This is a genomic window from Mycobacterium sp. AMU20-3851 (assembly GCF_043974665.1).
Classification (GTDB): domain Bacteria; phylum Actinomycetota; class Actinomycetes; order Mycobacteriales; family Mycobacteriaceae; genus Mycobacterium.
On record NZ_CP146371.1, the window covers coordinates 901,779 to 925,257 of the forward strand.

Genomic DNA, 23,479 nt, shown 5'->3' on the forward strand with positions numbered 1-23,479 from the left:
GTCGCCAGCGTGATTGCTACTCTCCCGGGGTGATCCGCACGCTCGCAGCGCCCATGGTTGTCCTCGCCGCACTGTCCCATGCACCGGCAGCGAACGCCGAGCCGGAACGGTTCGCCATCGGCATGTGTTACGACACCGAGAACCCGCTGCCGCAACGCCCGGCGTATTTCGACTACAACTGCGATGGCACCGGCGTGCTGCACCACATGAACTGGTCGGCGTGGGACGCCCACGGCGCGCACGGCGTGGGCACCGACATCTCCGTCGAGTGCCAACCCAACTGCGCCGAGGGCCCGTTGCTGATCAATCCCGTTGTCGTGCACGCCTGGAACCCGCAGCCGTCCAGCAGCCCGAAGTGCCCGACCGACGCCCGGTTCTACGCCGACATGACGATCGCCTACCCGGACAACGTGCCGCCGTGGATCCAGCCCGGAACACAGTGGTACCCGGGCACGGACTTCGTGCTCGTCGACGGCATGCCCGCCGTGCACTACTCCGGGCTCACCTCGAACTGCGAGGATCAGCTCCGCTGACATCGTCGGGTGGCCGCAGCAGATCGGTCATGCCGTCGGCATCCTGACGGCTCACCTCCTGCAACCGCTCCGCATACCTCAGGTCGTCGCGCCACAATCGGTGCGCCGCGTGCCGCATGAACGGTTTGATCAGCGACTGCGCCGGCATGGCGCGGGCGAAACCCGGCCGGTCGGAGTGGGCGATGACCGCCTCGATCACCGTGCTGCGCGGCCGCCCGTCGGGCCCGGTGCCGTTGGGGGTGGCGTGGGTCTCCACCACGCTGCCGCTGCCCTCGCCGTCGATGATCCGCATGGTCAGGGTTCGCGGCTCCGGGCTGGTGAATTCGGCAATCACCGGCACGCCGAAACGCCCCATCCGGAACGTCACCGCCACCAGGAAGCGGTCCTCCTGTTCGGGGAGGTCGGGGTCCTCGGCGGGCGCGCTCAACACCTCCAGCCGGGTGAACGAATAAGGGTGAAACCACCCGCCGTGCCACGGATCCATCCGATTGGCCACGATGTCGGCCGGCTCGCACACGCCGGAGAGACTGGCGACCGCCGCGATCCACGGCTTACCGGGCCGGGCCGACAGCACCGGGGTAGCGGTGGGCGGCTCGCCCCCGATGCGATCCAGCCGAACCCACACCAGCACCCCGTCGTCGAACGTCGGCAATGCCGGCCAGTCGGGGCGGGACCGGCCGGTGAACCGCAACCCGTGCCAGGGGCAGACCAGCTGCCCGCGGTCCACGACCCCGGTGCACAGGTCGGCGCCCAGGTGCGGACACCGTGCCGGACCGGCGTGCAGGGATCCGTCGCCGTCCCGCCAGCACACCACCTCGGCCCCTGCCACCCGCGCCCCGAAGGGCTTGCCGCCGACATCCGAACTCGCGCCCAGCACAAACCAATTCCCGCTCGGCCGGCGCTGGGACCGGGCCAGCGCGGCGGCGATCAACGAGGGTGCGGCCTGGCGGTGCGTCGGAGTCTGCCTGCTCCACTGGATGCGGGGGAGTAGCTGGAACGGCCAGGCCTTCATGCCGGCACCCGCCCGGCGCTACGGTCGGCCCGGCCGGCCAACCGGCGCAATACCGCCGAGCGGCCCCGCACCGGCACCGTGTACATATCGTGGCCGCGTACCCCGAACCGGTCGAGCAGCGCATTGGCCGCGGCCAACCCGGTGGTGGCGGCGCGCTCCATCAGCGCCACCGGAAGATCGATGCGGATGCCGTCGCCGGCCAGTACCAAGCCCGGCTGTACCGTCCGCACGGTCGGTCGACGGGCGAAATCACCGGGGCCGAGCCGCGGACAATCGCTGCGGCACAGCGTGACTTCGTGGACCACCCCGGCCCCGGCGGTCTCGGGGTAGAGCTCGTGCAGCCGGGCATCGAGCTGTGCCCGCAGCTGGGCGCTGTCCTCGGTGACCGAGTACGCATGTAACTCCACCACCGCGCCGCCGGTGTGCTGCGCCCAATTTGTCGCCTCGGACTCGTAGCGGTTCAGCACGCTGATGTTGTCCAGCGGCGGCAGCCCGCCGGTGCCCAGGAAGGCCGGCCGGTCGGCCAGCACCGGGCGGTCCAGCCACAACCGGCGCACCACGAACGGTGCCGCCGAACCGAGTTCGCCGACCCGGTACCGCCATTCGGTGTCCCCGAGTCCGGGTGAGTCCGCGACGATGCGCTGCAGGGCGCCCACCTCGGACGCGATCACCACGCCGTCCGCGCGCAGGGTTCCGCCGGACCCGTCGGCGACCACGAAGCCGGCGCCGTCCGGGGTCACCCTGCGCACCGGTGTGCCGGTCCGCACCCGTACGTCGTACCGGCGCAGGTACTGCTCCAGCGGACGCCACAGAGCCACATCGAAATTCGAGGCCGCCACATCGAACACGAGGCCCTCGTTGGAACCCAGGAAGTAGATGTGGAACATGGTGGCCAGCTCGGCGGCAGACAACGCTTCCGGGCGGGTGAAGAAGCTGCGGGAGAAGACTTCGAACGCCAGGTGCCGGGCGGCCACCGGGAAATTGATGGCCTGCAGGAATGACTCGGCGTCCTGATCGTCGAGCTGCCAGTAGGTCTGGGGCACCGACACCTTCGCCAGTGGCGCGGCGGCCTTCGCGTCCAGCTGCATCATGTCGCGCATCCGGAAGGTCGGGCTGCGCAACGCGAACGCCATCGCGTTGAACGGCGGCGTCCGGGGCAACCCGCGGAAGGTGTCACGGTGCCCATCCGCGTCGATCAGTGGGTAGTCGTTCAGCGGGGTGAACATGCCCAGATCGGAGTCGATACGGCGCAATATGTTCCGCAGGTTGTAGTACTGGCGGAAGAAGGCGTGGAACCCGCGGTTCATGGCGGTGGGGGTGCCGTCGGGCAGCGTCTCGGTCCATCCGGCGACGCGCCCACCCAGATACGGTTCACGTTCGTAAAGATGCACCTGCACGCCCCGTTCGGCCAGCGTGGTCGCGGCGGTCAGGCCGGCGATGCCGGCACCGACGACAGCCACCGTCGGCCGGGCCGAAAGGTATGCGGCGTGCGGCAGCCCCGGTGTGGCGGGATGCAACACGCGACGGGGATCTGTCATGCGGCGGCCCTGCCGAGGAAGGTGTGCACGATGCCGCTCTGCCACCCAGGCATGCTGACGCTGCTCACATCGCTGAATCCGGTGCGCTGCAGCCGGTCCCGGAACTGGCGTGCGCCGTCGAACCCGTTCACGCTGCGACGCAGGTAGCGGTAGAGCGCGGCGTCGCCGGTGCGGATCCGGCCGGCCGGGATGATGACGGCCCAACAGACCGCATTCCAGATCGCGGTGGCCCGCCGGGAGTCGCGCACCGAGTACTCGTGTGCGGCGAAGACCCCGCCCGGTGCGAGCAGGCCACACAGCTCGCGCAGCACCGGGTCCGGCTCGGGCAGGTTGCGCACCAGATAGGCGGCCAGGATGCCGTCGAACGGGCCGTGCACCCCGGACTCGCGGAGATCCTCGGCCCGGCTCTGCACGAAGGACACCCCTGCGGGCCAGTCCTTGGTCCGGGCCCGGGCCAGCATGCCTGCCGACCCGTCGACGGCGACGATCTCGGCATGCGGCGCAGCGGTCAGCAGGGCGGCGGTGGAAGCGCCTGTGCCGCAGCCGATGTCCAGCAGTCGCAGACCGCGGCCGCCGTCGGGCAGTTCCATCCGCCGAGCCGACAACCGGAGGTGGTCATGGTAGCCGGGGTTCGCGCCGACCAGTTCGTCGTAGGAATGGGCACCCGCGTCGAAGGCCTCGGGAACGTTGTACGGCGTCGTGCTCATGCGGTGTCCCGCCTGCTGCCCGACCGGACCCACAGCAGCAGCACCGCGGTGATCATCGCCCACCCGAACAGGAAATCCTCGATGGGAATGTCCCACGGGAACCGGATGCCGGTGGAGTGTTGTTCGTTGTACAACACGATCGGTGCGCTCAGCTTCGTCAGCCAGCCGTCGACGAGTATCTGGAAGCCGAGCACGATCACCATCGACAGCCAGTACGCCGGCCGACGGAACAATCCCGTGCGCAGCACCCGCAATTCCCAGACGATGACCACCAACACCGCGACCACCGCGGGCAGGGTGTACCCGAGACCGGTCACCGCTTCACCTCCTGGCCGGAGCGGCGCCCGGCCACCCAGGCCAGGATGTTGCTCACCGCCGAGTAGGTGAGCAGCCCGCACAACGGGATGACGATGAAGAACAGCAGTTCCTCCACCGGGAACACGCCGATGTGAAAGCCCGTGACGTACTGCGGGTTGTAGGACCACACATCGCCGAGGATCGCCAGCATGTCCCACAGCACGAACACCGCCGCCACCGGCAGGATCGCCGCGGCCGTGCGGCGCAACTGACGGTAGACGCCGTCCCCGAACACCTCCAGCGGTGCGGTGAGTGCCAGGCAGGCGCCCATCAGGATCAGGTAGTGATAGGCGTCGATCTCAAACCTCCCCGCGGCGGGCGCGTACGCGCCAGGCATTGACCAGTCCACGGCCGGCGACCTGCAACCGGCGGACGTTCGACACCGTGGCGCGCCGGCTGAACACCTCGTAGTTCATCTCCTCGATGCAGTCGAGGATCTCCGAGTACAGGGTGAGTGCGGCGTGGATGCATGGCCGCGAATGCGGGTGCAGCATCGGGATTCCGAGTTCGGCGTGTGCGTAGATGCGCCGGGTCAGTGCGTGCTGCTCGACCAGCGCCGCCCGCAGCCGCGGGTCGGTGCGCCGGTGACGCTGGCACCACGACAGCACCTCGCGGTCCACGCCGTGGGCGGCCAGCTCGTCGGCGGGCAGGTATACCCGGCCGCGAGTGAGGTCCTCGTCGATATCGCGCAGGAAGTTGGTGAGCTGGAACGCTTTCCCCAACGCCGCGGCGTGCGGCGCGGCCTCCTCGCGGGGAACCACGGTGCCCAGCACCGGCAGCAGCTGCAGGCCGATCACCTCCGCCGAGCCGTGCATGTAGCGGTCCAGCGCGGCCCGGTCCGGATAGTCGGTGATCGTCAGGTCCATCCGCATGGAGGCCAGGAAGTCGTCGAACAACTGCCAGTCCAACTGATAGTGGCGGGCGGTGTCGACCACGGCGTCGAGCACCGGATCGTCACCGGCCAACCGGTCCTGCACGAGCCGGGCGTACAACGCATCGGCCAGCCCCTGCAGTTCGGCGGCCCGCTGCTCGGTGGTGTGGTCGTCGAAGCTGTCCAGCATGTCATCGGCCCGCCGGGCGAAACCGTACAGCGCGTGCACCGCGGGACGTTGCCGGGGCGAGAGCAACCGGGTGGCCAGGAAGAAGGTCTTGCCGTGCGCGGCGTTGAGCGCGCGGCAGCGTTGGTAGGCCTCGCGCAGCTGTTCACCCTGTACGCCGGCCGCATCCAGTTCGGAGTGGATCATGTGCGGGCCCCCATCATCGAGTTGCTGGCGATCCGGTCGGCGGCCAGTCGACCGGACACGATGGCGGTCGGGATCCCGACCCCGGGCACGGTGGACGACCCTGCCAGCACCGCGTTGTCGATACCGCGCACCGTATTACCGGGCCGGAACGGTCCGGTCTGGCCGAAGGTGTGCGAGAGGGCGAACGGGGTGCCCGCGATCATGCCCTGGCGTGCCCAGTCCCGTGGCGTCACCACGTGCAGTACCTCGGGGTCCGCGCCGAGATGCGGCAACCGGACGGTCACGGTGTCCAACATCTGTGCGGTGTACGCATCCCGGTCGGTGTCCCAATCCTTGTCACCCACCGCCGTATTGGGAGCCGGGGCCAGGACGTACAGCAGGTCGCGGCCGTCCGGGGCGAGGGTCGGATCGCCGACGGTCGGCCGGGTGACCAGTAGCGACGGGTCCACCATGGGTCGACCCTCGTCGATGATCTGGTCGAATGTGCGGTCCCACTCGTTGCCGAAAAGGATGGTGTGGTGGGTCGCATCCGTTGCGGGATCGGCGGCGCGGCAACCGATATGGGCGACGACGGCGGACGGCGCCGGCCGCAACCGGGTGGGCCGGCGCGGGGTGCGGCCCAGTAGCCGGTAGGTGTCCGGCAGCTCGGTGGTGAGCACCACCGCGTCGGCCGGGAAACGCTCACCGGTGCCGGTGCGCACCGCGGTCACCCGACTACCGGAGCGCTCGAGCTCGGTGACCGTTGCGTCGTAACGGAATTCGACGCCGGCATCGGCTGCGGCGGCGGCCAGTGCATCGGGCAGTGCGCGCATCCCGCCGCGCGGGAAGTACACGCCGGACACCGTGTCCATGTAGGCGATCACGGCATAGGCGGCCAGCGCCCGATTCGGCGGCACCCCGACGTAGAGGGCCTGGAACGTGAAGACCCGCAGCAACCGTTCGTCGGTGATGAAGCGCCGCACCATCGGTTCCCAGCGGCGGAACCCGCCGATCGCGGCCAGCTTGGCCAGCTGCGGGGTCAGCAGCGACAGCGGCGAATCGAAGTTCGCGGCGATGAAACCGTCGAACTCCAGCTGGTAGAGACGGGCCAGCCAGTTCCGCAGCCGCAGGTAACCGTCGGCCTCGGCACGGCCGGCGAATCGTTCGATCTCGGCCGCCATCGCGGCCGCGTCGCTGTGTACGTGCAGGCTGCTGCCGTCGGCGAACGACGCCCGGTAGGCGGGGTCGACCGGGTGCAGGTCCAGCCGGTCGGCGGTGGATTCACCGACGGCGGCGAAGGTTTCGTCGATGATGTCGGGCATCGTCAGCACGGTGGGGCCGGTGTCGATGCGGTAGCCCGACAGATCGGCGCGACCGACCCGCCCACCGGGATGAGATCCGCGCTCGAGGACGGTGACCCGGCGGCCGCGGCCGGCCAGATGCAATGCTGCGGACAGCCCGGACAGCCCCGCACCCACCACCACGACATGGTCGGTGCGGCCACCGACGGTGCGCATCAGGCGACCCGTTCGGTGCAGGCCGAGGCCATGGCGACCAGGGCCGAACGGGCATCGGCGTCGAGCCGGGCCGCGTCCAGACTGTCCAACGCCTGCACGGCGGTGGCGAATCGGCGGTGGATCATGTCCTCTATCCGTTGCACGGTTCCCACCTCCGAGATCAGGGATTGCCACCTGGCGACGTCGTCGGAGCTGAGCTGCTGCGCCGTCATGAATTCTTTGAACTGGCGCTGCTGCACGCCGCCGGCCAGCTGGTACCCGGCCACCACCACGGTGGTGGCCTTGCGCGCGACCAGATCGGTGCCGGTCGGCTTGCCTGTCGTCTGGGGCGCGCCGAACACTCCGAGCAGGTCGTCGCGGAGCTGGAAGGCCTCGCCGATGGCCTCGCCGTAGCGGCCCAGCACCGCCATCACCTCTTCGTCGCACCCGGCCAGCGCGGCGCCGATCTCGAGGGGCCGGCGCACCGTGTAGTTCCCGGACTTGCGGCGCGCCACGTCCAGCACATCGTCGAAGTCGGGGAAGCCCGCGCTGTCGTTGACCAGGTCGGCGAACTGTCCGATCGCCAGTTCGGTACGCATCGCGTCGTAGCGCGGCCAGGCCCGAGTCAGGGCGGCCTCCTCCAGTCCGCTTTCGCGCAGCATCTGCTCGGCCCACACCAGGCACAGGTCGCCGAGCAGCACGGCCGCGGACTCCCCGAACCGCGCCGAGGATCCGGGCAGACCCCGTTCCCGGTGCCACTGTTCGAAGGCCCGGTGTGCACTCGGCCGGCCCCGCCGCATCGAGGATTCGTCCATCACATCGTCCTGCAGCAGCGCGAAGGCGTGCAGCAACTCGAGGCTGGCCGCGGCCCGCAGTGCGGCGGTTTCCGGACGGGCACCGCACTGCCAGCCGAGGTACAGATAGGTCGACCGCACACACTTGCCCTCCGCGAGCATGCCGCGCAGCACCAGTTCGGCGATGTCGACATGGGCTCCGTAGAGCGCCTCACGGCAGTGCGCGTCGAGGAATTCGGTGACCGCGTCCAGCACCGACCGGCGCAGCGGGGCCAGCCACCTTGCTGCCGTGGGGCCGGCGACGACGGGGGGCTCGGTCGCGACCTCGGATCGGGATGCCATCGGGCCAGTAGTTACCCGCTTTCGCGGGTTCTAAGCATCATCGCCGGTGTGCGTCCGGCCGGTGGTCGGGTGGTTGTTTGCCGTACCCGCCCACCATCCGCGCTACGCACCTGGGCGTCCCGTGACGATCCCCCAGAAGTCCTTGCCCGCAACGGTATTCGGTGGCCCCTCCTCGCCGTTGGCGCGGCCCTGCTGCTGGTCGTGGTGGTCGTGCTGATCGCCGGCGGGACCTCGACGGCGTCGGTGGTGACCCGGTGGACTCAATTGCCAATGTCCTCAAGCGCTGTGGTGAGTAGCGTGAAGCCATGACTGCAGAACTCCCGGAAGAGACCGGAGGGGCGTACAGCCCCGAGGAAGAGGACCAGCTGTCACAAGAAGACACCCTGCTGGACCGCGGGGTCGACGATCTGCTGGACGAGGGGTACTCGCCGCCCGAGCGCTGGCAGGACCCGCGTGAGCACGAGACCCTGGACGAGCGGTTGGCCGACGAACAGCCGGATCAGGGGCTCGACGACGGCGACGAACCCGACGAGCAGTTCGGTGAGGACGAGGTCGGTGCCACCCGGTCGGGCCGGCTGGTCGCACCCGACGCCGGATTCGGTGAGGATGTCGAACCCGCGCTGCTGGGCCGCGACGTCGGGATCGACGGCGGGGCGGCCTCCGCCGAAGAGGCAGCCGTGCACGTCATCGAGGAGTAGCTGCCCGGCGCCCGAGCAGCACCGACACCGTGAGCACCAGCAGCCCGCCCACGGCCAGCATCGCCCCGGCCGCCGCCGGGGCGGTGTAGCCGTACCCGGCGGCGATCACCAGCCCGCCGACCCAGGCGCCGGTGGCGTTGGCGAAATTGAACGCGGAGTGCATCAGGGCGGCGGCCAGCGACTGCGCATCGTGGGCGACGTCCATCAGCCGCGACTGCAGTGCGGGGGCGATGGAGGAGCCCACCGCGCCGATGCAGAACAGGCCCACCAGCGCGGTCCACGGATTGTGGGCGGCGGCGACGAACGCCGCGAGAACAACGGCGAGCGCGATCATCGAGGCGTACAGCCAGCCGATGACCGAGATGTCGGCCATCTTCCCGCCGACCAGATTCCCGACCACCATTCCGACGCCGAAGATCATGAGCGCCAACGGAATCATGCCGCGTGACACGCCCGCGACATCGGTCAGTGTGGTGGCGATGTAGGTGTACACGGCGAACATGCCGCCGAAGCCGATCATCCCGACCAGCAGCGCCAGCAGGACCTGCGGGCGCTTGAGCGCGCCGAGTTCGGTCAGCGGACTCGTCACGTGCATGGAGTCCATGCCGGGCAACCAGAACCACAGGGCAGCCAGGGTCACCAGGCCGATCGCCACGACGAGGCCGAAGGCGCTGCGCCAGCCGAAGTGCTGTCCGAGCCAGGAGGCCACCGGCACACCGAGCACGGTGGCGACCGTCAGCCCGGTCAGCACGTGCGAGACGGCCTTGGCTCGGTTCTTCGGGCCCATCAGATGCGCGGCCGCCAGGGCGGCGATCCCGAAGTACGCGCCGTGCGGGAGGCCGGCGAGGAAGCGTGCGGCCATCAGGGTGCCGTAGGTCGGGGCGAACACGCTGGCCAGGTTGGCCACCGTGAACACCACCATCAGGGCCAGCAGCAGCGTCCGGCGCGGCATCCGGGCCGTCAGCGCGGCGATCAGCGGGGCACCGATGACGACACCCATCGCGTAGGCCGAGATGACGTGGCCGGCGACCGGCTCGGTGACGCGCAGGCCGGCGGCGATATCGGGCAGCAGCCCCATCGCGACGAACTCGGTGGTGCCGATCCCGAATCCGCCGATGGCCAGCGCGAACACCGCAAGCCAGCGCACCGTCGGGTCGGGTGCCACGACGGATTGCGGGCGGGTGGGGCGGTCGAGGCGCGAGGTCACCGGTCAAGCGTAGAGCGACTTACGTCGCGCCATCAAATTGGTTTTGCCTTTTTCTGGCGAAAGTGGCGAAACTTACGCCTGGCATGGTCCAATCGGAGGTATGACCGGCGTCGGCGAGGTATTCGCCCTGATCAGGGAGCGCGGGGAGATCACCCGCGCCGAGATCGCGTCCCACACCGGGTTGTCCCGCACCGCGGTGGGCGCCCGGCTGGCGGCGCTGCTGGACTCCGGCCTGGTCGTCGAGTGCGAACCGGCACCCTCGACCGGCGGCCGGCCGGCGACCCAACTGAGCTTCAACGCGGACGCCGGGGTGGTGCTGTCGGCGGCGGTCGGGATCAGCCGCACCCGGCTCGCGGTGTGCAACCTGGCCGGCACCGTCCTGGCGCTGACCGACATCGACCAAGAGGTCGCGCTGGGCCCCGACGATCTGATGCCCGACGTGATCAAGGGTCTCGACGTGCTGTTGGAACAGTTCCCCGACGTCACCGTCTACGGAGTGGGACTGAGTCTGCCGGGCGCGGTGGATGCCGACCGGGGTTGCAGTTTCGGTTCGGCGATCCTGCGCGGCTGGGACGGTGTGGACCTGCGGCCGTACTTCGACGGGCTGCCGCGGGCGGGGTCGACGGTGGTGCTCGGCAACGACGCCAATGCGATCGCGCTCGCCGAGCGCGGCGATACCGCGGATGTGCTGGTGCTCAAGGCCTCCAGTGGGTTGGGGGCAGGCGTCATCGCCGGCGGTGTACTGCTGCGCGGTGCCAACCAGGCCGCGGGGGAGTTCGGGCACAACAAGGTCCTTGCGGCGCAAGGAATCCCGTGCCGGTGCGGGGATACCGGTTGTCTGGAGGCGGTGGCCGGTGGCTGGGCCGTGGTGCGCGCACTGCAACAGCAGGGCCGCTCCGTGCGGCATCTGCGCGACGTCGCCGAACTGGCCCACGACGGTGACCCCGAGGCACGCCGGATGGTGCGCGACAGCGGTCGTCATGTGGGGGAGGGCATCGCGCCGGCGGTGAACCTGCTCAACCCCGCGCTGATCGTGATCGCCGGCGACATGGCCGGTGTGCACGACATCTTCGTGGCGGGTCTGCGAGAGACGTTGTACGGCAACGCGACCGCGCAGGCCACCGGCGAACTCCGGGTGCGCCCGGCGGCACATGGTGACCGCTCGGCCACGGTCGGGACGGCGCTGATGGTGCTGGATCAGGTGCTCAGCCCCGCGGCCGTGGACACCCTGCTGAACTGACGGTCAGCCGAGTTCGGTCTGCTGGTAGAGCGCCAGCCGCCACTGGCCGTCGTCGCGGTGATAGACGCTCGACATGGCGCCGGTGAACGCGGGTTCGGGTCCGTCCCGGAACCCGGTGCCGGTGTACACCAGCGCCGCGTTGTCCGCGTCCATCCGGATACACCGGACGTCGCTGATCTGGTAGCTGTGCCATGGCGGCGACTGGGACAGCGCGTCCACGACGGTGTCGCGGTCCATCACCATCCCGTTGGCCAGAACCATGACCGCGGTGGGCAGCATGATGCGCCCGTAGAACTGCGAGCCGGTGGAGTCACACAGCGAATCCCAGCCCCCGCGTTCCAATGCCAGCAGTGTGTCGGTCACTTCGTCCGTCATGGGTACCGGGGTACCCAGAAGCGGGCTATCCGTTCGCCTTGGCGATGACGTTCTCGGCGAACCACTCCAGGTTGCGGATCTTGGCATCCAGCGGCTCGGTGTCCTCACCCTTGATGTAGGGGATCCGGAAGCCGACGATGACGTCGGTGACGCCCTTGTCCTCCAGGCGTTTGATGCCGTCGAGACTGAACCCGTCGACCGAGATGACGTGGATCTGGAACTCGCCGGCCTGCCCGATCCGGTCCTCTTCCTCGCGGAACTTCGCCAACTTCGCCAGCAGCGGATCGAGTTCGGCCGGGTCGCCGCCGCCGTGCATCCAGCCGTCGTTGCGGGCGGCCCGGCGCAGCGCGGCGTCGGCGTGCCCGCCAACCAGGATCGGCACCGGCTTCGTCGGCGCGGGTGTCATCTTCGTGCTGGGGATGTCGTAGAACTCGCCGTGGTACTCGAAGTAGTCCCCGGAGGTCAGTCCGCGGATGACGTCGATGCACTCGTCCATCCGCTTGCCGCGCCGGGCGAACGGGACGCCCATCACCTCGTAGTCCTCCGGCCACGGGCTGGTGCCCACCCCGAGGCCCAGGCGGTTGTCGAACATGGCCGCCAGCGAGCCGGCCTGCTTGGCCACCAGTGCCGGCGGGCGGATCGGCAGCTTCAGCACGAAGATGTTGAAGTGCAGCCTGGTGGTGACCGCGGACAGCGCGCCGATCAAGGCGAACGACTCGATGAACGACTTGCCGTCGAGAAACTCCCGGTTCCCGTCCTCGGTGTAGGGATACTTCGAATCCGACACCTCGGGGTAGGCGATGCTGTCGGGGATCGTCATCGCGTGATATCCGGCCTCGTCAGCGGCTTTCGCCAACGGGATGTAGTACTTCGGATCGGTCATGGCTTCCGCATAGGTGAACCGCATGGACCCGATACTAGAACACGTTCTAGTTTCCCGGTGCGGAACGGCGAGGCAGGATGTGCCCTGTGCCAAGAGCCTGGCTGACCCGAAACGTACGGCTGCTCTCGGCCGTGTCCTTCCTGCAGGATGCCGCGAGCGAACTGCTCTATCCGCTGCTGCCGATCTATCTGACCACCGTGCTGGGCGCGCCGCCGGCCGTCGTCGGGGCGATCGAAGGTGCCGCCGAGGGCGCGGCGTCGATGACCAAGCTGGCCTCCGGGCCGCTCGGCGACCGGTTCGCCCGTCGTCCACTGATCGCCACCGGCTACGGCATGGCCGCGCTCGGCAAGGTGATGGTCGCGGCCTTCGCGTCCTGGCACGGAGTGCTGGCCGGCCGGGTGGTGGACCGGCTCGGCAAGGGGCTGCGCGGGGCACCGCGAGACGCGTTGCTGGTGGCCGGGATCGACGATGCCGCCCGCGGCCGGGTGTTCGGGTTCCACCGGGCGATGGATACCGCCGGCGCGGTGGTCGGCCCCTTGATCGGGCTGGCCGGCTACGAACTGCTCGACCACCAGATCGCACCGCTGCTGTGGGTGGCGGCCGTGCCTGCGGTGCTCAGTGTGGCGCTGGTGTTCCTGGTGCGCGAACCCAGACGGGAGCGGGCGACCGCGAGCCGTGAGCCCATCTTCGCCCGCGTCAAGGATCTGCCCCGGCGGTACTGGCGTACCTGTGGCGCGCTGGTCGCCTTCGGCCTGATCAACTTTCCCGACGCGCTGCTGCTGTTGCGTCTCTCCGAGATCGGCTTCTCCGTCGTCGACGTGATCCTGGCCTACGTCGGCTACAACCTGGTGTACGCGGTGGCGAGCTTCCCGGCCGGACTGCTGGCCGACCGGATCGGCCGGATCCCGGTGTTCGGCATCGGGTTGGTGTTCTTCGCGATCGGTTACACCGGACTCGGCCTGACCACCGATCGGGGCACGGCGTGGCTGCTGATCGGCGTGTACGGACTGTTCACCGCCTGCACCGACGGCGTCAGCAAGGCCTGGATCTCCTCGCTGGTCGGCCCCGATCTCCAGGCCAGCGCCCAGGGCATCTACGGCGGCGCCAGTGGTTTCGCCATCCTGTTCGCCGGCATCTGGGCCGGGCTCGCCTGGGGCGCCGACGGTACGGTGCCGCTGCTCGTCTCGGGTGTGCTGGGCGCCGGCTTCGCGGTCGCGATGCTGGTGGTGGGCTACCGGGGGAAGGGCGGCGCACCGACGCCGGCGACCAGGTAGGCGCCCTGCTGGGTGCGCTCGGTGAAGCGGGCGCTGGTGCTCTGCTTGTCGATCGTCACCGACAACGGATTACGGGCGTCATCGGGCAGCTTGTCGAAAACCGTTCCCTGCCAGTGGTACTTGCCGTCGATCGGATCGAGGTGCCCGGTCAGCCGGACGCGTACGGCCTTCCCGTCGACGGTCGCCGGACCGTCGTAGACGTCCTCGACGAACTCGCCTTCCTCGGCAACTGCGGGCAGCGGCTGGACGGGCCCGCCGGGCAGGAATCCGCTGCGCCGCCAGAGCCGTCGACCGACGCGGCCCATGAGGCCCACGTCTTCGAAGAACGCCGCCAGCGAGGAGAACCCCTGGACCTTGGCGGCGTGGTGATAGGGATTGCGGCGCGCCATCTTGCGGGCCGCTCGACCGTCCAGGCCGACCCGGTTGTACGGCGTAGCGACGGTGAACAGATAGCGGTAGAACGGCCCGCCGAGACCGTGCAGGTTGCCCACCCAGGCCCGTTTCCACCAGGGCATCGCGGGTACGCGCTTGCGCAACCCATCGCGCGCGTACTGGATGTGCCGCGCCTCCTCGGTGACGTGAATCCGCATGAGCCGCAGAACCACCGGCTGGATGTCGGCATCGTCGAGGATCTGCCGCTGCATGGCGTCGAAGATCTCCTCGCCCACCAGCGCAGCACCCCACAGCACCGATCCCCGGAACAGGAACGGCAACGCGTTGATCGCGATGCGCTGGAACAGCCGCGGTCGCACCGGCGTCGCGCCGATCTTGGTGATGGCCTTGCCGAACATCACCATGTGCCGCGTCTCGTCACCCAGTTCGGTGAGTTCGTAGTGGGTGGTGCTGGCGGTGGGATCGGCGTGCATCATCTTGCGCAGGAGGGCCTGGTTCAGGATGTTCTCGAACCAGACACCGGCGGACAGGATGTTGGCCAGCTCCTGGCGGGACAGCTCGATCTGCTCGGCCCGGCTCATCGCCTTCCACATCGGGGTGCCGTACAGCGACACCATTTGCGGCGGCAGGAAGAACTTGTCCGGCTCCAGGGGTGCATCCCAGTCGATGTCGACCACGGGCGCATAAGACTTGCGTACCGAACCCTTGAGCAGGCGCTCGGCGAACTCCGCGCGGGTGGTCTGGCCCTTTACCGAAGCTGTCATGACCGCACGCTACGTCCGATACCGACGGTAGTCAATACCGGCGGTACTGGATAATGGGGCGGGGTGGGCGCACCGCTAGCCTTTCGCGGATGCGCACAATTCACGTCATCGGTATCGGCGCGGGCGATCCGGACTACGTAACGGCGCAGGCCATCTCGGCGCTCAACGACACCGAGGTCTTCTTCGCGATGGACAAGGGCGACGCCAAGGACGATCTGGTCGCGCTGCGCAGGCACATCTGTGAGCGGTTCATCGAGCGGCCCGGATACCGCTTCGTCGAACTGCCCGACCCCAAACGCGCCACCGACGTCCCCTACGAGCAGGCGGTGGCCGACTGGCATGCCGCCCGCGCCCGACTGTGGGCGCACGCCATCGAGACCGAACTCGGCCCCGACGGGGTCGGTGCCTTTCTCGCCTGGGGGGATCCGTCGCTGTACGACAGCACGCTGCGCATCCTGGACCGGGTCGCCGGACACGTGGACTTCGAGTTCGACGTCATCCCGGGCATCACCGCGATCCAGGCGCTCACCGCGCGGCACCGGATACCGCTCAACGACATCGGTGAGCCGGTGCTCATCACCACCGGCCGCCGGTTGCGCGACGAGGGCCTGTCCGGGGCCGCGGTGGTGATGCTCGACGGCGAATGTTCGTTCCGCACAACCCCGCCGGACACCCGCATCTGGTGGGGCGCCTACCTCGGCACGCCCGACGAGTTGTTGGTGCACGGCACCGTGGCGGACGTGGGCGAGCAGATCGCCGAAATGCGCGCCGCGGCAAGGGAACGGCATGGCTGGATCATGGACATCTACCTGCTGCGCACGGCAGACTGACCGCATGAGCGCAGCTTGCGGAGCGAATCGACGGACGACATGCGGTGGCCGAGCCTGCGAGGCAACCGCATGAACTTTCTGTTGCGGGCCGCACTGACCGGAGTCGCGTTGTGGGTGGTGACCCTCATCGTGCCCGGCATCAGCATCGTGGGAGGGGATTCAACGGTGGCGCGGGTGGGCATCATCTTCATCGTCGCGCTGGTGTTCGGGGTCGTCAACGCGGTGATCAAGCCCATCGTGCAGTTGATCTCGATCCCGCTGTACATCCTGACTCTGGGATTGATCCACATCGTCATCAATGCGTGGATGCTCTGGATCACGTCCTGGATCACCGAGAACACCACCCACTGGGGTCTGCAGATCGACGACTTCTGGTGGACCGCCATCTGGGCGGCGATCGTGCTGTCCATCGTCAGCTGGTTGCTGTCGCTGGTCGCCGGCGATGCGAAAAAGGTTGTGCGGTAACACCGGTATCCCGTCGCCACGCCGCGGATCAGGAGTGCTCCAGCTGCCAGCAGGCCGCCAGCGTGGCAAAGGCGTGCTGCTCGGTCGCGGCCACTGTGGGCCACAGCTGTTCGGCCTGTGCGCGCTGATTGCGCGACCCGCCGATCGCCGCCTGGTAGGTATCGAGCATCGCCAGGGCCTGCACCTGTAGATCCCGCCGGGCGGCCCGGGCCGGGGCGCTGGTGACCGCCCGCGCCCGCAGGTGAACCTCGGTGGCCTCGATGGCGGTGCCGGTGGCCGTGATCATCGCGTCCAGGGACCGGGGATTACGTCCGCGCAGCGCCACCCAGTACACCAGAAGTGCCACCGCACAACCGATCAGCGTGTCCAGGCCGCGTGCCAGCAGATAGTGGCCCAGATCAGGCACCGGCCGCCCGCCCGCGGCGATGGTGAGCGCCAGCGGGGTGATGAAGACGACCGCGACGGCGTAATTGCGTACCACCATCATCTCGATGGTGAACTGCAGCACCGCGATCAACGCGACCAGCCACCACCCCTGCGGCTGCCAGGACAGGATGACCGCGGCCAGCCCGAGCCCGATCAGAGTGCCCACCAGACGTTCGGTGCCGCGTACCACGGTGCGCGTCCAGTTCAGGCCCTGGTGCAGCATCAGCACCGCGGCGGCCATCGCCCAGTAGGTGTGATCGGACACCAGTAGCAGCGCCGCCAGCCCGGACAGGGCCACCGCGATCCCGACCAGCCCGGCCAGCCGCCATGACTGCGACCCCGGTGTGAACGCACGGCGCAGCAGGGCGACCGTCCCGGGGCGGCCCAGCGGCAACCGGACATCACCCGCCGGTTCGGCGAAATCGGTGAGGCCCGGACTGTCCGGCGAATGTACGGCCGCGGCGAACGCCCGGTGCAGGCGCAGATTCTCCATCCGCAACCGGGCCACCTCTCCGTCCGGTCGCACCCGCGCCGGCTGGAAGAGGACCAGCGTCGTCCATGCCTGGTGCAGCGCCCGGGCCGCCTGATGCCGGTCCGCGTCGGCCCGGGTCTGCAGGAACCGGTCCACCGCGGTGCGGGCCGCCTGGACCGCCGTGCTCTCCGGTCGGCGCAGCCCCCACAGCGCGCCGACCATGTGCACCAGCCAGGAGAACGCGGCACCGGCCAGGACCAGGGCCCCGGTGTGCCACGGCGACAGATGCGCACTCGCCGTCGCGGTGCCGGCCGCACACCCCAGCACGAACATGTAGGCGCCGGGCGGCCCCACGGTGAGCGCATCACACACCAGGGCGGCCAGCATGGCGATCCCCGTGATGGTCACCAGCCCCAGCCACGGGATCGCCGCGGCCCAATCGCCCAACGCCACCCCGGCGGCCAGGAGCACCGCGACACCGGCCAGGTACCCGGCCCGGTTGCGGTAGGGGCGGCCGCTGCCGTACAGCGAGGTGAACCCGCCGATGACGGCGATCAGGCCGGCGCCGGTATCGCCGGCCAACCAGCCCACCAGCACCGGCACCGACATGCAGATCCCGGCCCGCAACGCGAACTTCCACCGCCCGGGCGCGGGGTTGAACACCAGGTGGCGCCGGATGATCGAGGGCACACAGTGACGATATCGGTGCCCGGGCGGGCGGCGGGTGAGTCACACTGGGGTATGCCAGAACTGCCCGAGGTCGAGGCGCTCGCCGACCACCTGCGCCGGCATGCCGTCGGCCGCAGCGTCGTACGGGTCGACGTCGCCGCGTTGTCCGTGCTGAAAACGTTCGATCCGCCCGTGACCGCCCTGCACGGGCGTCAGGTGACCGGGGCCGCGCGGTGGGGCAAGTATCTGGGTCTTCAGGTGGAGGACGCCTTCCTCATCACCCATCTGTCCCGGGCCGGGTGGCTGCGCTGGTCGGACAAGCTGGCCCCGGCCCCGCTCAAACCCGGTAAGGGGCCGATCGCGCTGCGGGTCCACCTGTCCGGCGCGGAGCCGGGGCAGACGGTGGGCTTCGACCTGACCGAGGCCGGTACCCAGAAACGGCTGGCGGTCTGGGTGGTCGGCGATCCGCTCGACGTACCGCAGATCGCCGGGCTCGGACCCGATGCGCTGGCGCTGGATCCGGCCGGGCTGGCGGACGTGCTCAAGGCACACGGCGGGCGGATCAAGACGGTGATCACCGATCAGAAGGTGATCGCCGGTATCGGCAACGCCTACAGCGACGAGATCCTGCACGTTGCCAGGTTGTCGCCGTTCGCGACCGCCAACAAACTCTCCGACGCCCAGCTCGCCGACCTGCACGACGCGATGTCCTCGGTGCTCACCGACGCGGTGTCCCGATCGGTGGGGCAGCAGGCCGCGACGCTGAAGGGGGAGAAGCGATCCGGGCTGCGGGTGCATGCACGCACCGGACTGCCGTGCCCGGTCTGCGGGGACACGGTGGCCGAGGTCTCCTTTGCGGACAAGTCGTTCCAGTACTGCCCGACCTGCCAGACCGGCGGCAAAGTGCTCGCCGACCGCAGAATGTCTCGGTTGCTCAAGTAGCTCACGTAGGTCGCGGCCGTCGGCGTTTCTGCCAGCTGTCTAACTCGGTTATTCTTCTGCGCATGACCCGCCAGAAGATCCTCATCACCGGTGCGAGCTCGGGACTGGGTGCCGGCATGGCCCGCGCCTTCGCCGCTCAGGGCCGGGACCTGGCCCTGTGTGCCCGCCGAGTCGAGCGTCTCGAAGAGCTCAAGGCCGAGATCCTGGACAAGCACCCCTACGCCAAGATCGCCATCGCCGCGCTCGACGTCGACGACCACGAGGCCATCCCGCGGGTTTTCAACGAACTGTCCGAGGAACTGGGCGGCATCGACCGGGTGATCGTGAACGCCGGCATCGGCAAGGGCTGGCCGCTCGGTCAGGGCAAGCCGTGGGCGAACAAGGCCACCATCAACACCAACCTGATCTCCGGCATGGTGCAGATCGAGACCGCGCTGGAGATGTTCCACAAGGCCGGCGGCGGGCACCTGGTGCTCATCTCGTCGGTGCTGGGCAACACCGGGGTGCCCGGGGGCAAGGCCGCCTACTGCGCCAGCAAGGCGGGCATGACCTCGCTCGGTGAGTCGCTGCGCGCCGAGTACGACAAGGGCCCCATCCGGATCACCGTCATCGAGCCCGGCTACATCGAGTCCGAGATGACCGCGAAGTCGGCGACCACGATGCTGATGGTCGACAACGAGACCGGCGTGCGCGCCATGGTCGCGGCCATCGAAAAGGAGAAAGGCCGCGCCGTCGTCCCGAACTGGCCATGGGCGCCGTTGACGCAGATCATGCGCCTTCTGCCGCCCAAATACACCAAGCGATTCGCCTGATTTTCTCGAACTGGGCATGTTTAGCCCCGTTGGGCCGGTGGTAACTCTCACCGCATGATGGTGAAACTGACGAAGATGATGCCCGCACTGTTCGCCGGTGCCGCGGGAGCGGCGATCGCCTTCTCGCCCCTCGCCGGCGCGACCAGCACCCTGCCCGCCCCGCCGCCGCCCCCGCCGTGCTTCAACGCCGACGGCACCCCGTGCGTGTACCCCGGTACCGCGGGCCCGGGCGGCGCCACCGGCGCGATTCCGGGTGGGCCTGCCGGAACCGCGGGTCCCGGTGGTGCCAGCGGTGCCATCCCGGGTGGGCCTGCCGGTGAAGCCGGTCCGGGCGGTGCCAGTGGTGTGATCCCGGGCGGTCCGGGTGGCTCGGCCGGTCCGGGCGGCGCCACCGGCGCAATTCCGGGTGGGCCTGCCGGAACTGCCGGCCCGGGCGGCGCCAGCGGCGCGATCCCGGGTGGCCCGAGCGGTAGCGCAGGCCCCGGCGGAGCCAGTGGTTGTATCCCCGGTGTCGGGTGCGCCACGATTCCCGCCCCGTAACCGATAACCCCGCGAAACACGCGTACCCGCTGCATGGCCCGTCGAGGGCGCAGCGGGTACGCGTGTTTCGCCGTTTCGCCTCAGGCGGGGCGGCCGCGCTCGGTGCGGTAGCGGCGCACCAGGGCGTCGGTGGAGGTGTCGGTCTGCGCGGCCGGTGACGCATCGTCGGTGAGCACCGGCAGCAGCGCCTTGGCCTGGGTCTTGCCCAGTTCCACTCCCCATTGGTCGAAGGAGTCGATGCCCCAGATGACGCCCTCGGTGAACACCTGGTGCTCGTAGAGCGCGATCAACTGGCCGACCACCGACGGGGTCAGTTTGGTGGCCAGGATCGAGGTCGTCGGCCGGTTGCCGGGCATCACCTTGTGCGCCACCACCTCGGACGAGGTGCCTTCGGCCGCGATCTCCTCGGCGGTCTTGCCGAAGGCCAGCACCTGGGTCTGGGCGAAGAAATTGCTCATCAGCAGGTCGTGCATGCTGCCCGTGCCGTCGGCAGTCGGCAGGTCATCGGTCGGCTGGGAGAACCCGATGAAGTCGGCCGGGATCAGCCGGGTGCCCTGGTGCAGCAACTGGTAGAACGCGTGCTGGCCGTTGGTTCCCGGTTCGCCCCAATAGATTTCGCCGGTGTCGGTGCTGACCGGGGTACCGTCGGATTTGACCGATTTGCCGTTGGACTCCATGGTCAGCTGCTGCAGATACGCCGCGAACCGGGACAGATCGTTGGCATAGGGCAGCACCGCGCGGGACTGCGCGCCGAAGAAGTTGTTGTACCAGAGCCCGATCAGCCCCAGCATCACCGGCGCGTTCTGCGTCAGCGGGGCGGTGCGGAAGTGCTCATCGACCAGGTGGAAGCCTGCCAGGAACTCGGCGAAGCGCTCCCGTCCGATCACCGCCATCACCGAGAGACCGATGGCACTGTCCACCGAGTAGCGCCCGCCCACCCAGTCCCAGAACCCGAACATGTTGTCGGTGTCGATACCGAACTCGGTGACCAGCTCCTTGTTGGTGGATACCGCGACGAAGTGCTTGGACACCGCGTCATCGCCGAGGGCCTCGACCAGCCAGCGTCGCGCCGCGGTGGCGTTGGTCAGTGTCTCCAGCGTGGTGAACGTCTTGGATGCGATGAGGAAAAGCGTTGTCGCCGGATCCAGTCCGTGCAGTTTCGCGACCAGATCGGCCGGGTCGACGTTGGAGACGAACCGGGCGGTTATGCCGGCGTCGGCGTAATGGCGCAGCGCGTCGTACACCATCACCGGGCCCAGATCCGAGCCGCCGATCCCGATGTTGACCACGCAGGTGATGCGCTGGCCGGTGGCCCCGGTCCACTGCCCGGAGCGCAACCGGTCGCAGAAGTCGCCCATCGCGTCGAGCACCTCGTGCACGTCGGCGACCACGTCCTGACCATCCACGGTCAGCACCGAATCCCGCGGCAGCCGCAGCGCGGTGTGCAGCACCGCGCGGTCCTCGCTGGTGTTGATGTGCTCACCGGCGAACATCGCGGCACGGTGGCCCTCCAGATCCGCCGCGATCGCCAGATCGGCCAGCAGATCCAGGGTTTCACGCGTCACCCGGTGCTTGCTGTAATCGATGTAGAGGTCACCCACGGTCACCGTCAGCTCGGTCCCGCGACCCGGATCCTGCGCGAACAACTCACGCAGAGTCCTCCCGGCGATCACATCGTGGTGCCGTGACAAGGCCTGCCATGCGGGGGACGCGGTGATGTCAGCACTCATTCTGCTGACCTTAGTGCGGCCATCGTTTCGAGGGTGTACATGATGGATGTATGAGCAACAAAGACTTGATTGCGTCCGTCCCCACCGGCCTGTGGATCGGCGGTACGGAACGGGCCGGTTCATCCACGTTCGACGTGCTCAACCCCGCGACCGACGAGGTGATCACCTCGGTGGCCGACGCGACCCCCGAGGACGGCATCGCCGCCCTGGACGCGGCGCAGGCCGTCCAGGCCGACTGGGCCGCCACGCCGGCCCGGGAACGCGGGGAGATCCTGCGGTCGGTCTTCGAAACCCTCACCGCCCGAAGCGAAGATCTCGCGACCCTGATGACCCTGGAGATGGGCAAGGTGCTGGCCGAGAGCCGCGGCGAGGTCAAGTACGGCGCGGAATTCTTCCGCTGGTTCTCCGAGGAGGCCGCCCGCATCGACGGCCGCTACACGCACAGCCCGGCCGGCACCGGCCGCATCCTGGTGACCAAGATGCCGGTCGGTCCCTGCTACGCCATCACCCCGTGGAACTTCCCGCTGGCGATGGGCACCCGCAAGATCGGCCCGGCGCTGGCCGCCGGCTGCACGATGCTGGTCAAACCGGCGCAGGAAACCCCGCTGACCATGCTGCTGCTGGCCAAGCTGATCGACGAGGCCGGACTGCCCAAGGGGGTGCTCTCGGTACTACCGACCACCAAGCCCGGCGACCTGACCGGTGCGTTGATCGACGACGGCCGGCTGCGCAAGCTGACCTTCACCGGGTCCACCGGGGTGGGCAAGGCACTGGTCAAGCAGTCCAGCGACAAGCTGCTGCGCACCTCGATGGAACTCGGCGGCAACGCCCCCTTCGTGGTGTTCGACGACGCCGACATCGACGCTGCGGTCGAGGGCGCGCTGCTGGCCAAGATGCGCAACGGCGGCGAGGCGTGCACCGCGGCCAACCGGTTCCACGTCGCCAACGCGGTGCGTGCGGAGTTCACCGACAAGCTGGTGAAGCGGATGAGCGAGTACACGCTGGGCAACGGGCTGGAGGAGTCCTCGACGCTGGGTCCGTTGATCTCGGCCAAGCAGCTCGGCATCGTCGCCGACCTGGTCTCCGACGCGGTGTCCCGGGGAGCTGAGGTGGCCGTCGGCGGGGTGGCTCCCGGTGGCCCCGGGCATTTCTACCCGGCCACCGTGCTGGCCGATGTGCCCGCCGATGCCCGCATCCTCAAGGAGGAGGTGTTCGGCCCGGTTGCGCCGATCACCGGTTTCGACACCGAGGAGGAGGGCATCGCCGCGGCCAACGACACCGCCTACGGCCTGGCCTCCTACATCTACACCCAGTCGCTGGACCGGGCGCTGCGGGTCGCCGAGGCGGTGGAGGCCGGAATGGTCGGGGTGAACCGCGGGGTGATCTCCGATGCGGCCGCGCCGTTCGGCGGGATCAAGGAGTCCGGGTTCGGTCGCGAGGGCGGCACCGAAGGCATCGAGGAGTACCTGGAGACCAAGTACATCGCCTTCACGCCTTAGTGGCCCAGCCGGCCCCGGCCCAGGCGCAACAACAGCATGGCCAGGTCTTTGCCTTCCGGGCCGAGTTCGCTGTAGCGCTCGATGACCTTCATCTCCCGGCTGTGCACCAGTTTCGTGCCGCCGGAGGCCATCCGGGCCTTGCCGATCACCCGGGACACCTCGGTGCGGCGCTTCACGGCGGCCAGGATCGCAGCGTCCAACTCGTCGATCTCCAGGCGGAGGTCGTCGATGTTGGCGGCGGGCTCGTCAAGCACGATC

Annotated in this window: 25 protein-coding genes and 1 pseudogene; 11 read left to right on the forward strand and 15 right to left on the reverse strand. The window is 69.0% G+C overall.

Annotated elements, in window-relative coordinates:
• The first annotated feature begins 29 nt into the window (after positions 1-29).
• Complete coding sequence (locus tag V4U86_RS04475) at positions 30-533, forward strand: hypothetical protein (protein WP_395310084.1); 504 nt, start codon at positions 30-32, stop codon at positions 531-533.
• Here the strand turns inward: V4U86_RS04475 and V4U86_RS04480 are convergent.
• Genes V4U86_RS04480 through V4U86_RS04515 form a run of 8 tightly spaced genes read right to left on the reverse strand, consistent with a single transcriptional unit; the run spans position 502 to position 8,002 of the window.
• A complete protein-coding gene (locus tag V4U86_RS04480; RefSeq protein WP_395310085.1) occupies positions 502-1,545 on the reverse strand; it encodes a DUF5914 domain-containing protein in 1,044 nt (347 codons plus the stop codon). The two genes, V4U86_RS04475 and V4U86_RS04480, sit on opposite strands and share 32 nt — an antisense overlap.
• Positions 1,542-3,083: an FAD-dependent oxidoreductase gene (locus tag V4U86_RS04485; RefSeq protein ID WP_395310086.1), complete on the reverse strand. Its 1,542-nt coding sequence runs from the start codon at positions 3,081-3,083 to the stop codon at positions 1,542-1,544. The genes V4U86_RS04480 and V4U86_RS04485 overlap by 4 nt, the downstream gene beginning before the upstream one ends.
• A complete protein-coding gene (locus tag V4U86_RS04490; protein WP_395310087.1) occupies positions 3,080-3,790 on the reverse strand; it encodes a class I SAM-dependent methyltransferase in 711 nt (236 codons plus the stop codon). The genes V4U86_RS04485 and V4U86_RS04490 overlap by 4 nt, the downstream gene beginning before the upstream one ends.
• Positions 3,787-4,107 carry a lycopene cyclase domain-containing protein gene (locus tag V4U86_RS04495; protein ID WP_395310088.1) on the reverse strand — a complete coding sequence of 107 codons (321 nt, stop codon included), beginning with the start codon at positions 4,105-4,107 and terminating at the stop codon, positions 3,787-3,789. Before V4U86_RS04495 ends, V4U86_RS04490 begins: the two co-directional genes overlap by 4 nt.
• Positions 4,104-4,445 carry a lycopene cyclase domain-containing protein gene (locus tag V4U86_RS04500; RefSeq protein ID WP_395311914.1) on the reverse strand — a complete coding sequence of 114 codons (342 nt, stop codon included), beginning with the start codon at positions 4,443-4,445 and terminating at the stop codon, positions 4,104-4,106. The genes V4U86_RS04495 and V4U86_RS04500 overlap by 4 nt, the downstream gene beginning before the upstream one ends.
• Before the next feature lies 1 nt (position 4,446).
• Positions 4,447-5,391: a phytoene/squalene synthase family protein gene (locus V4U86_RS04505; RefSeq protein ID WP_395310089.1), complete on the reverse strand. Its 945-nt coding sequence runs from the start codon at positions 5,389-5,391 to the stop codon at positions 4,447-4,449.
• Entirely contained in the window at positions 5,388-6,887 is a 1,500-nt protein-coding gene (crtI, locus tag V4U86_RS04510; protein ID WP_395310090.1) for a phytoene desaturase family protein, read from the reverse strand. The genes V4U86_RS04505 and crtI overlap by 4 nt, the downstream gene beginning before the upstream one ends.
• Positions 6,887-8,002, reverse strand: coding sequence for a polyprenyl synthetase family protein (locus tag V4U86_RS04515; protein ID WP_395310091.1), 1,116 nt, complete (start codon positions 8,000-8,002; stop codon positions 6,887-6,889). The genes crtI and V4U86_RS04515 overlap by 1 nt, the downstream gene beginning before the upstream one ends.
• Positions 8,003-8,307: 305 nt before the next feature.
• Between V4U86_RS04515 and V4U86_RS04520 the strand changes: the two genes are divergently transcribed.
• The gene (locus V4U86_RS04520) at positions 8,308-8,700 is read left to right on the forward strand and encodes a DUF5709 domain-containing protein (protein WP_395310092.1); all 393 of its coding nucleotides are present in this window, start codon (positions 8,308-8,310) and stop codon (positions 8,698-8,700) included.
• Here the strand turns inward: V4U86_RS04520 and V4U86_RS04525 are convergent.
• Complete coding sequence (locus V4U86_RS04525; protein ID WP_395310093.1) at positions 8,687-9,907, reverse strand: MFS transporter; 1,221 nt, start codon at positions 9,905-9,907, stop codon at positions 8,687-8,689. The genes V4U86_RS04520 and V4U86_RS04525 overlap by 14 nt on opposite strands.
• 100 nt (positions 9,908-10,007) lie before the next feature.
• Between V4U86_RS04525 and V4U86_RS04530 the strand changes: the two genes are divergently transcribed.
• A complete protein-coding gene (locus tag V4U86_RS04530) occupies positions 10,008-11,147 on the forward strand; it encodes an ROK family transcriptional regulator (protein ID WP_395310094.1) in 1,140 nt (379 codons plus the stop codon).
• Positions 11,148-11,150: 3 nt separating this feature from the next.
• On the opposite strand, the gene V4U86_RS04535 is transcribed toward V4U86_RS04530, so the two are convergent.
• Both V4U86_RS04535 and V4U86_RS04540 read right to left on the reverse strand, forming a co-directional pair.
• Positions 11,151-11,522: a nuclear transport factor 2 family protein gene (locus V4U86_RS04535; RefSeq protein WP_395310095.1), complete on the reverse strand. Its 372-nt coding sequence runs from the start codon at positions 11,520-11,522 to the stop codon at positions 11,151-11,153.
• Between the two features lie 25 nt (positions 11,523-11,547).
• Positions 11,548-12,429: an LLM class flavin-dependent oxidoreductase gene (locus V4U86_RS04540; protein WP_395310096.1), complete on the reverse strand. Its 882-nt coding sequence runs from the start codon at positions 12,427-12,429 to the stop codon at positions 11,548-11,550.
• 53 nt (positions 12,430-12,482) lie between these two features.
• Here V4U86_RS04540 and V4U86_RS04545 point away from each other — a divergent pair, with 53 nt between their 5' ends.
• A complete protein-coding gene (locus tag V4U86_RS04545) occupies positions 12,483-13,679 on the forward strand; it encodes an MFS transporter (protein ID WP_395310097.1) in 1,197 nt (398 codons plus the stop codon).
• Here V4U86_RS04545 and V4U86_RS04550 read toward each other — a convergent pair.
• Positions 13,637-14,836: a diiron oxygenase gene (locus V4U86_RS04550; RefSeq protein ID WP_395310098.1), complete on the reverse strand. Its 1,200-nt coding sequence runs from the start codon at positions 14,834-14,836 to the stop codon at positions 13,637-13,639. The two genes, V4U86_RS04545 and V4U86_RS04550, sit on opposite strands and share 43 nt — an antisense overlap.
• 89 nt (positions 14,837-14,925) lie before the next feature.
• Here V4U86_RS04550 and cobF point away from each other — a divergent pair, with 89 nt between their 5' ends.
• Together cobF and V4U86_RS04560 are read left to right on the forward strand one after the other, a co-directional pair.
• Complete coding sequence (gene cobF / locus V4U86_RS04555) at positions 14,926-15,666, forward strand: precorrin-6A synthase (deacetylating) (RefSeq protein WP_395310099.1); 741 nt, start codon at positions 14,926-14,928, stop codon at positions 15,664-15,666.
• 69 nt (positions 15,667-15,735) lie between these two features.
• Complete coding sequence (locus V4U86_RS04560) at positions 15,736-16,131, forward strand: phage holin family protein (RefSeq protein WP_395310100.1); 396 nt, start codon at positions 15,736-15,738, stop codon at positions 16,129-16,131.
• A gap of 28 nt (positions 16,132-16,159) precedes the next feature.
• Here the strand turns inward: V4U86_RS04560 and V4U86_RS04565 are convergent, their stop codons facing one another.
• A complete protein-coding gene (locus tag V4U86_RS04565; protein ID WP_395310101.1) occupies positions 16,160-17,719 on the reverse strand; it encodes an FUSC family protein in 1,560 nt (519 codons plus the stop codon).
• A 51-nt stretch (positions 17,720-17,770) separates the two neighbouring features.
• Between V4U86_RS04565 and V4U86_RS04570 the strand changes: the two are divergent.
• From V4U86_RS04570 to V4U86_RS04585, 4 genes and pseudogenes are all read left to right on the forward strand, one after another.
• Positions 17,771-18,016: pseudogene (locus V4U86_RS04570) on the forward strand (DNA-formamidopyrimidine glycosylase family protein); the annotation flags it as partial.
• Positions 18,017-18,151: 135 nt separating this feature from the next.
• A complete protein-coding gene (locus V4U86_RS04575) occupies positions 18,152-18,640 on the forward strand; it encodes a zinc finger domain-containing protein (RefSeq protein ID WP_395311915.1) in 489 nt (162 codons plus the stop codon).
• A gap of 62 nt (positions 18,641-18,702) precedes the next feature.
• The gene (locus V4U86_RS04580; RefSeq protein ID WP_395310102.1) at positions 18,703-19,452 is read left to right on the forward strand and encodes an SDR family oxidoreductase; all 750 of its coding nucleotides are present in this window, start codon (positions 18,703-18,705) and stop codon (positions 19,450-19,452) included.
• A gap of 54 nt (positions 19,453-19,506) precedes the next feature.
• Positions 19,507-19,992 (forward strand): hypothetical protein, encoded by a 486-nt coding sequence (locus V4U86_RS04585; protein ID WP_395310103.1) that lies wholly within the window; start codon positions 19,507-19,509, stop codon positions 19,990-19,992.
• 80 nt (positions 19,993-20,072) lie between these two features.
• Here V4U86_RS04585 and pgi read toward each other — a convergent pair whose 3' ends face one another.
• Positions 20,073-21,722, reverse strand: coding sequence for a glucose-6-phosphate isomerase (gene pgi, locus V4U86_RS04590; protein WP_395310104.1), 1,650 nt, complete (start codon positions 21,720-21,722; stop codon positions 20,073-20,075).
• A 50-nt stretch (positions 21,723-21,772) separates the two neighbouring features.
• Between pgi and V4U86_RS04595 the strand changes: the two genes are divergently transcribed.
• Positions 21,773-23,221 (forward strand): NAD-dependent succinate-semialdehyde dehydrogenase, encoded by a 1,449-nt coding sequence (locus V4U86_RS04595; RefSeq protein WP_395310105.1) that lies wholly within the window; start codon positions 21,773-21,775, stop codon positions 23,219-23,221.
• Here V4U86_RS04595 and V4U86_RS04600 read toward each other — a convergent pair.
• Complete coding sequence (locus V4U86_RS04600) at positions 23,218-23,475, reverse strand: chorismate mutase (RefSeq protein WP_395310106.1); 258 nt, start codon at positions 23,473-23,475, stop codon at positions 23,218-23,220. The genes V4U86_RS04595 and V4U86_RS04600 overlap by 4 nt on opposite strands.
• Positions 23,476-23,479: the final 4 nt, after the last annotated feature.

Excerpts from the sequence above, each read along its gene's own strand:
- V4U86_RS04490 (WP_395310087.1), bottom strand. The coding sequence starts at position 3,790 with ATGAGCACGACGCCGTACAACGTTCCCGAGGCCTTCGACGCGGGTGCC.
- V4U86_RS04550 (WP_395310098.1), bottom strand. The coding sequence starts at position 14,836 with ATGACAGCTTCGGTAAAGGGCCAGACCACCCGCGCGGAGTTCGCCGAG.
- pgi (WP_395310104.1), bottom strand. The coding sequence starts at position 21,722 with ATGAGTGCTGACATCACCGCGTCCCCCGCATGGCAGGCCTTGTCACGG.
- V4U86_RS04520 (WP_395310092.1), top strand. The coding sequence starts at position 8,308 with ATGACTGCAGAACTCCCGGAAGAGACCGGAGGGGCGTACAGCCCCGAG.
- V4U86_RS04585 (WP_395310103.1), top strand. The coding sequence starts at position 19,507 with ATGATGGTGAAACTGACGAAGATGATGCCCGCACTGTTCGCCGGTGCC.
- V4U86_RS04515 (WP_395310091.1), bottom strand. The coding sequence starts at position 8,002 with ATGGCATCCCGATCCGAGGTCGCGACCGAGCCCCCCGTCGTCGCCGGC.
- V4U86_RS04580 (WP_395310102.1), top strand. The coding sequence starts at position 18,703 with ATGACCCGCCAGAAGATCCTCATCACCGGTGCGAGCTCGGGACTGGGT.
- V4U86_RS04560 (WP_395310100.1), top strand. The coding sequence starts at position 15,736 with ATGAACTTTCTGTTGCGGGCCGCACTGACCGGAGTCGCGTTGTGGGTG.
- V4U86_RS04505 (WP_395310089.1), bottom strand. The coding sequence starts at position 5,391 with ATGATCCACTCCGAACTGGATGCGGCCGGCGTACAGGGTGAACAGCTG.
- cobF (WP_395310099.1), top strand. The coding sequence starts at position 14,926 with ATGCGCACAATTCACGTCATCGGTATCGGCGCGGGCGATCCGGACTAC.
- V4U86_RS04485 (WP_395310086.1), bottom strand. The coding sequence starts at position 3,083 with ATGACAGATCCCCGTCGCGTGTTGCATCCCGCCACACCGGGGCTGCCG.
- V4U86_RS04535 (WP_395310095.1), bottom strand. The coding sequence starts at position 11,522 with ATGACGGACGAAGTGACCGACACACTGCTGGCATTGGAACGCGGGGGC.
- V4U86_RS04480 (WP_395310085.1), bottom strand. The coding sequence starts at position 1,545 with ATGAAGGCCTGGCCGTTCCAGCTACTCCCCCGCATCCAGTGGAGCAGG.
- V4U86_RS04540 (WP_395310096.1), bottom strand. The coding sequence starts at position 12,429 with ATGCGGTTCACCTATGCGGAAGCCATGACCGATCCGAAGTACTACATC.
- V4U86_RS04595 (WP_395310105.1), top strand. The coding sequence starts at position 21,773 with ATGAGCAACAAAGACTTGATTGCGTCCGTCCCCACCGGCCTGTGGATC.
- V4U86_RS04545 (WP_395310097.1), top strand. The coding sequence starts at position 12,483 with ATGTGCCCTGTGCCAAGAGCCTGGCTGACCCGAAACGTACGGCTGCTC.
- V4U86_RS04530 (WP_395310094.1), top strand. The coding sequence starts at position 10,008 with ATGACCGGCGTCGGCGAGGTATTCGCCCTGATCAGGGAGCGCGGGGAG.
- crtI (WP_395310090.1), bottom strand. The coding sequence starts at position 6,887 with ATGCGCACCGTCGGTGGCCGCACCGACCATGTCGTGGTGGTGGGTGCG.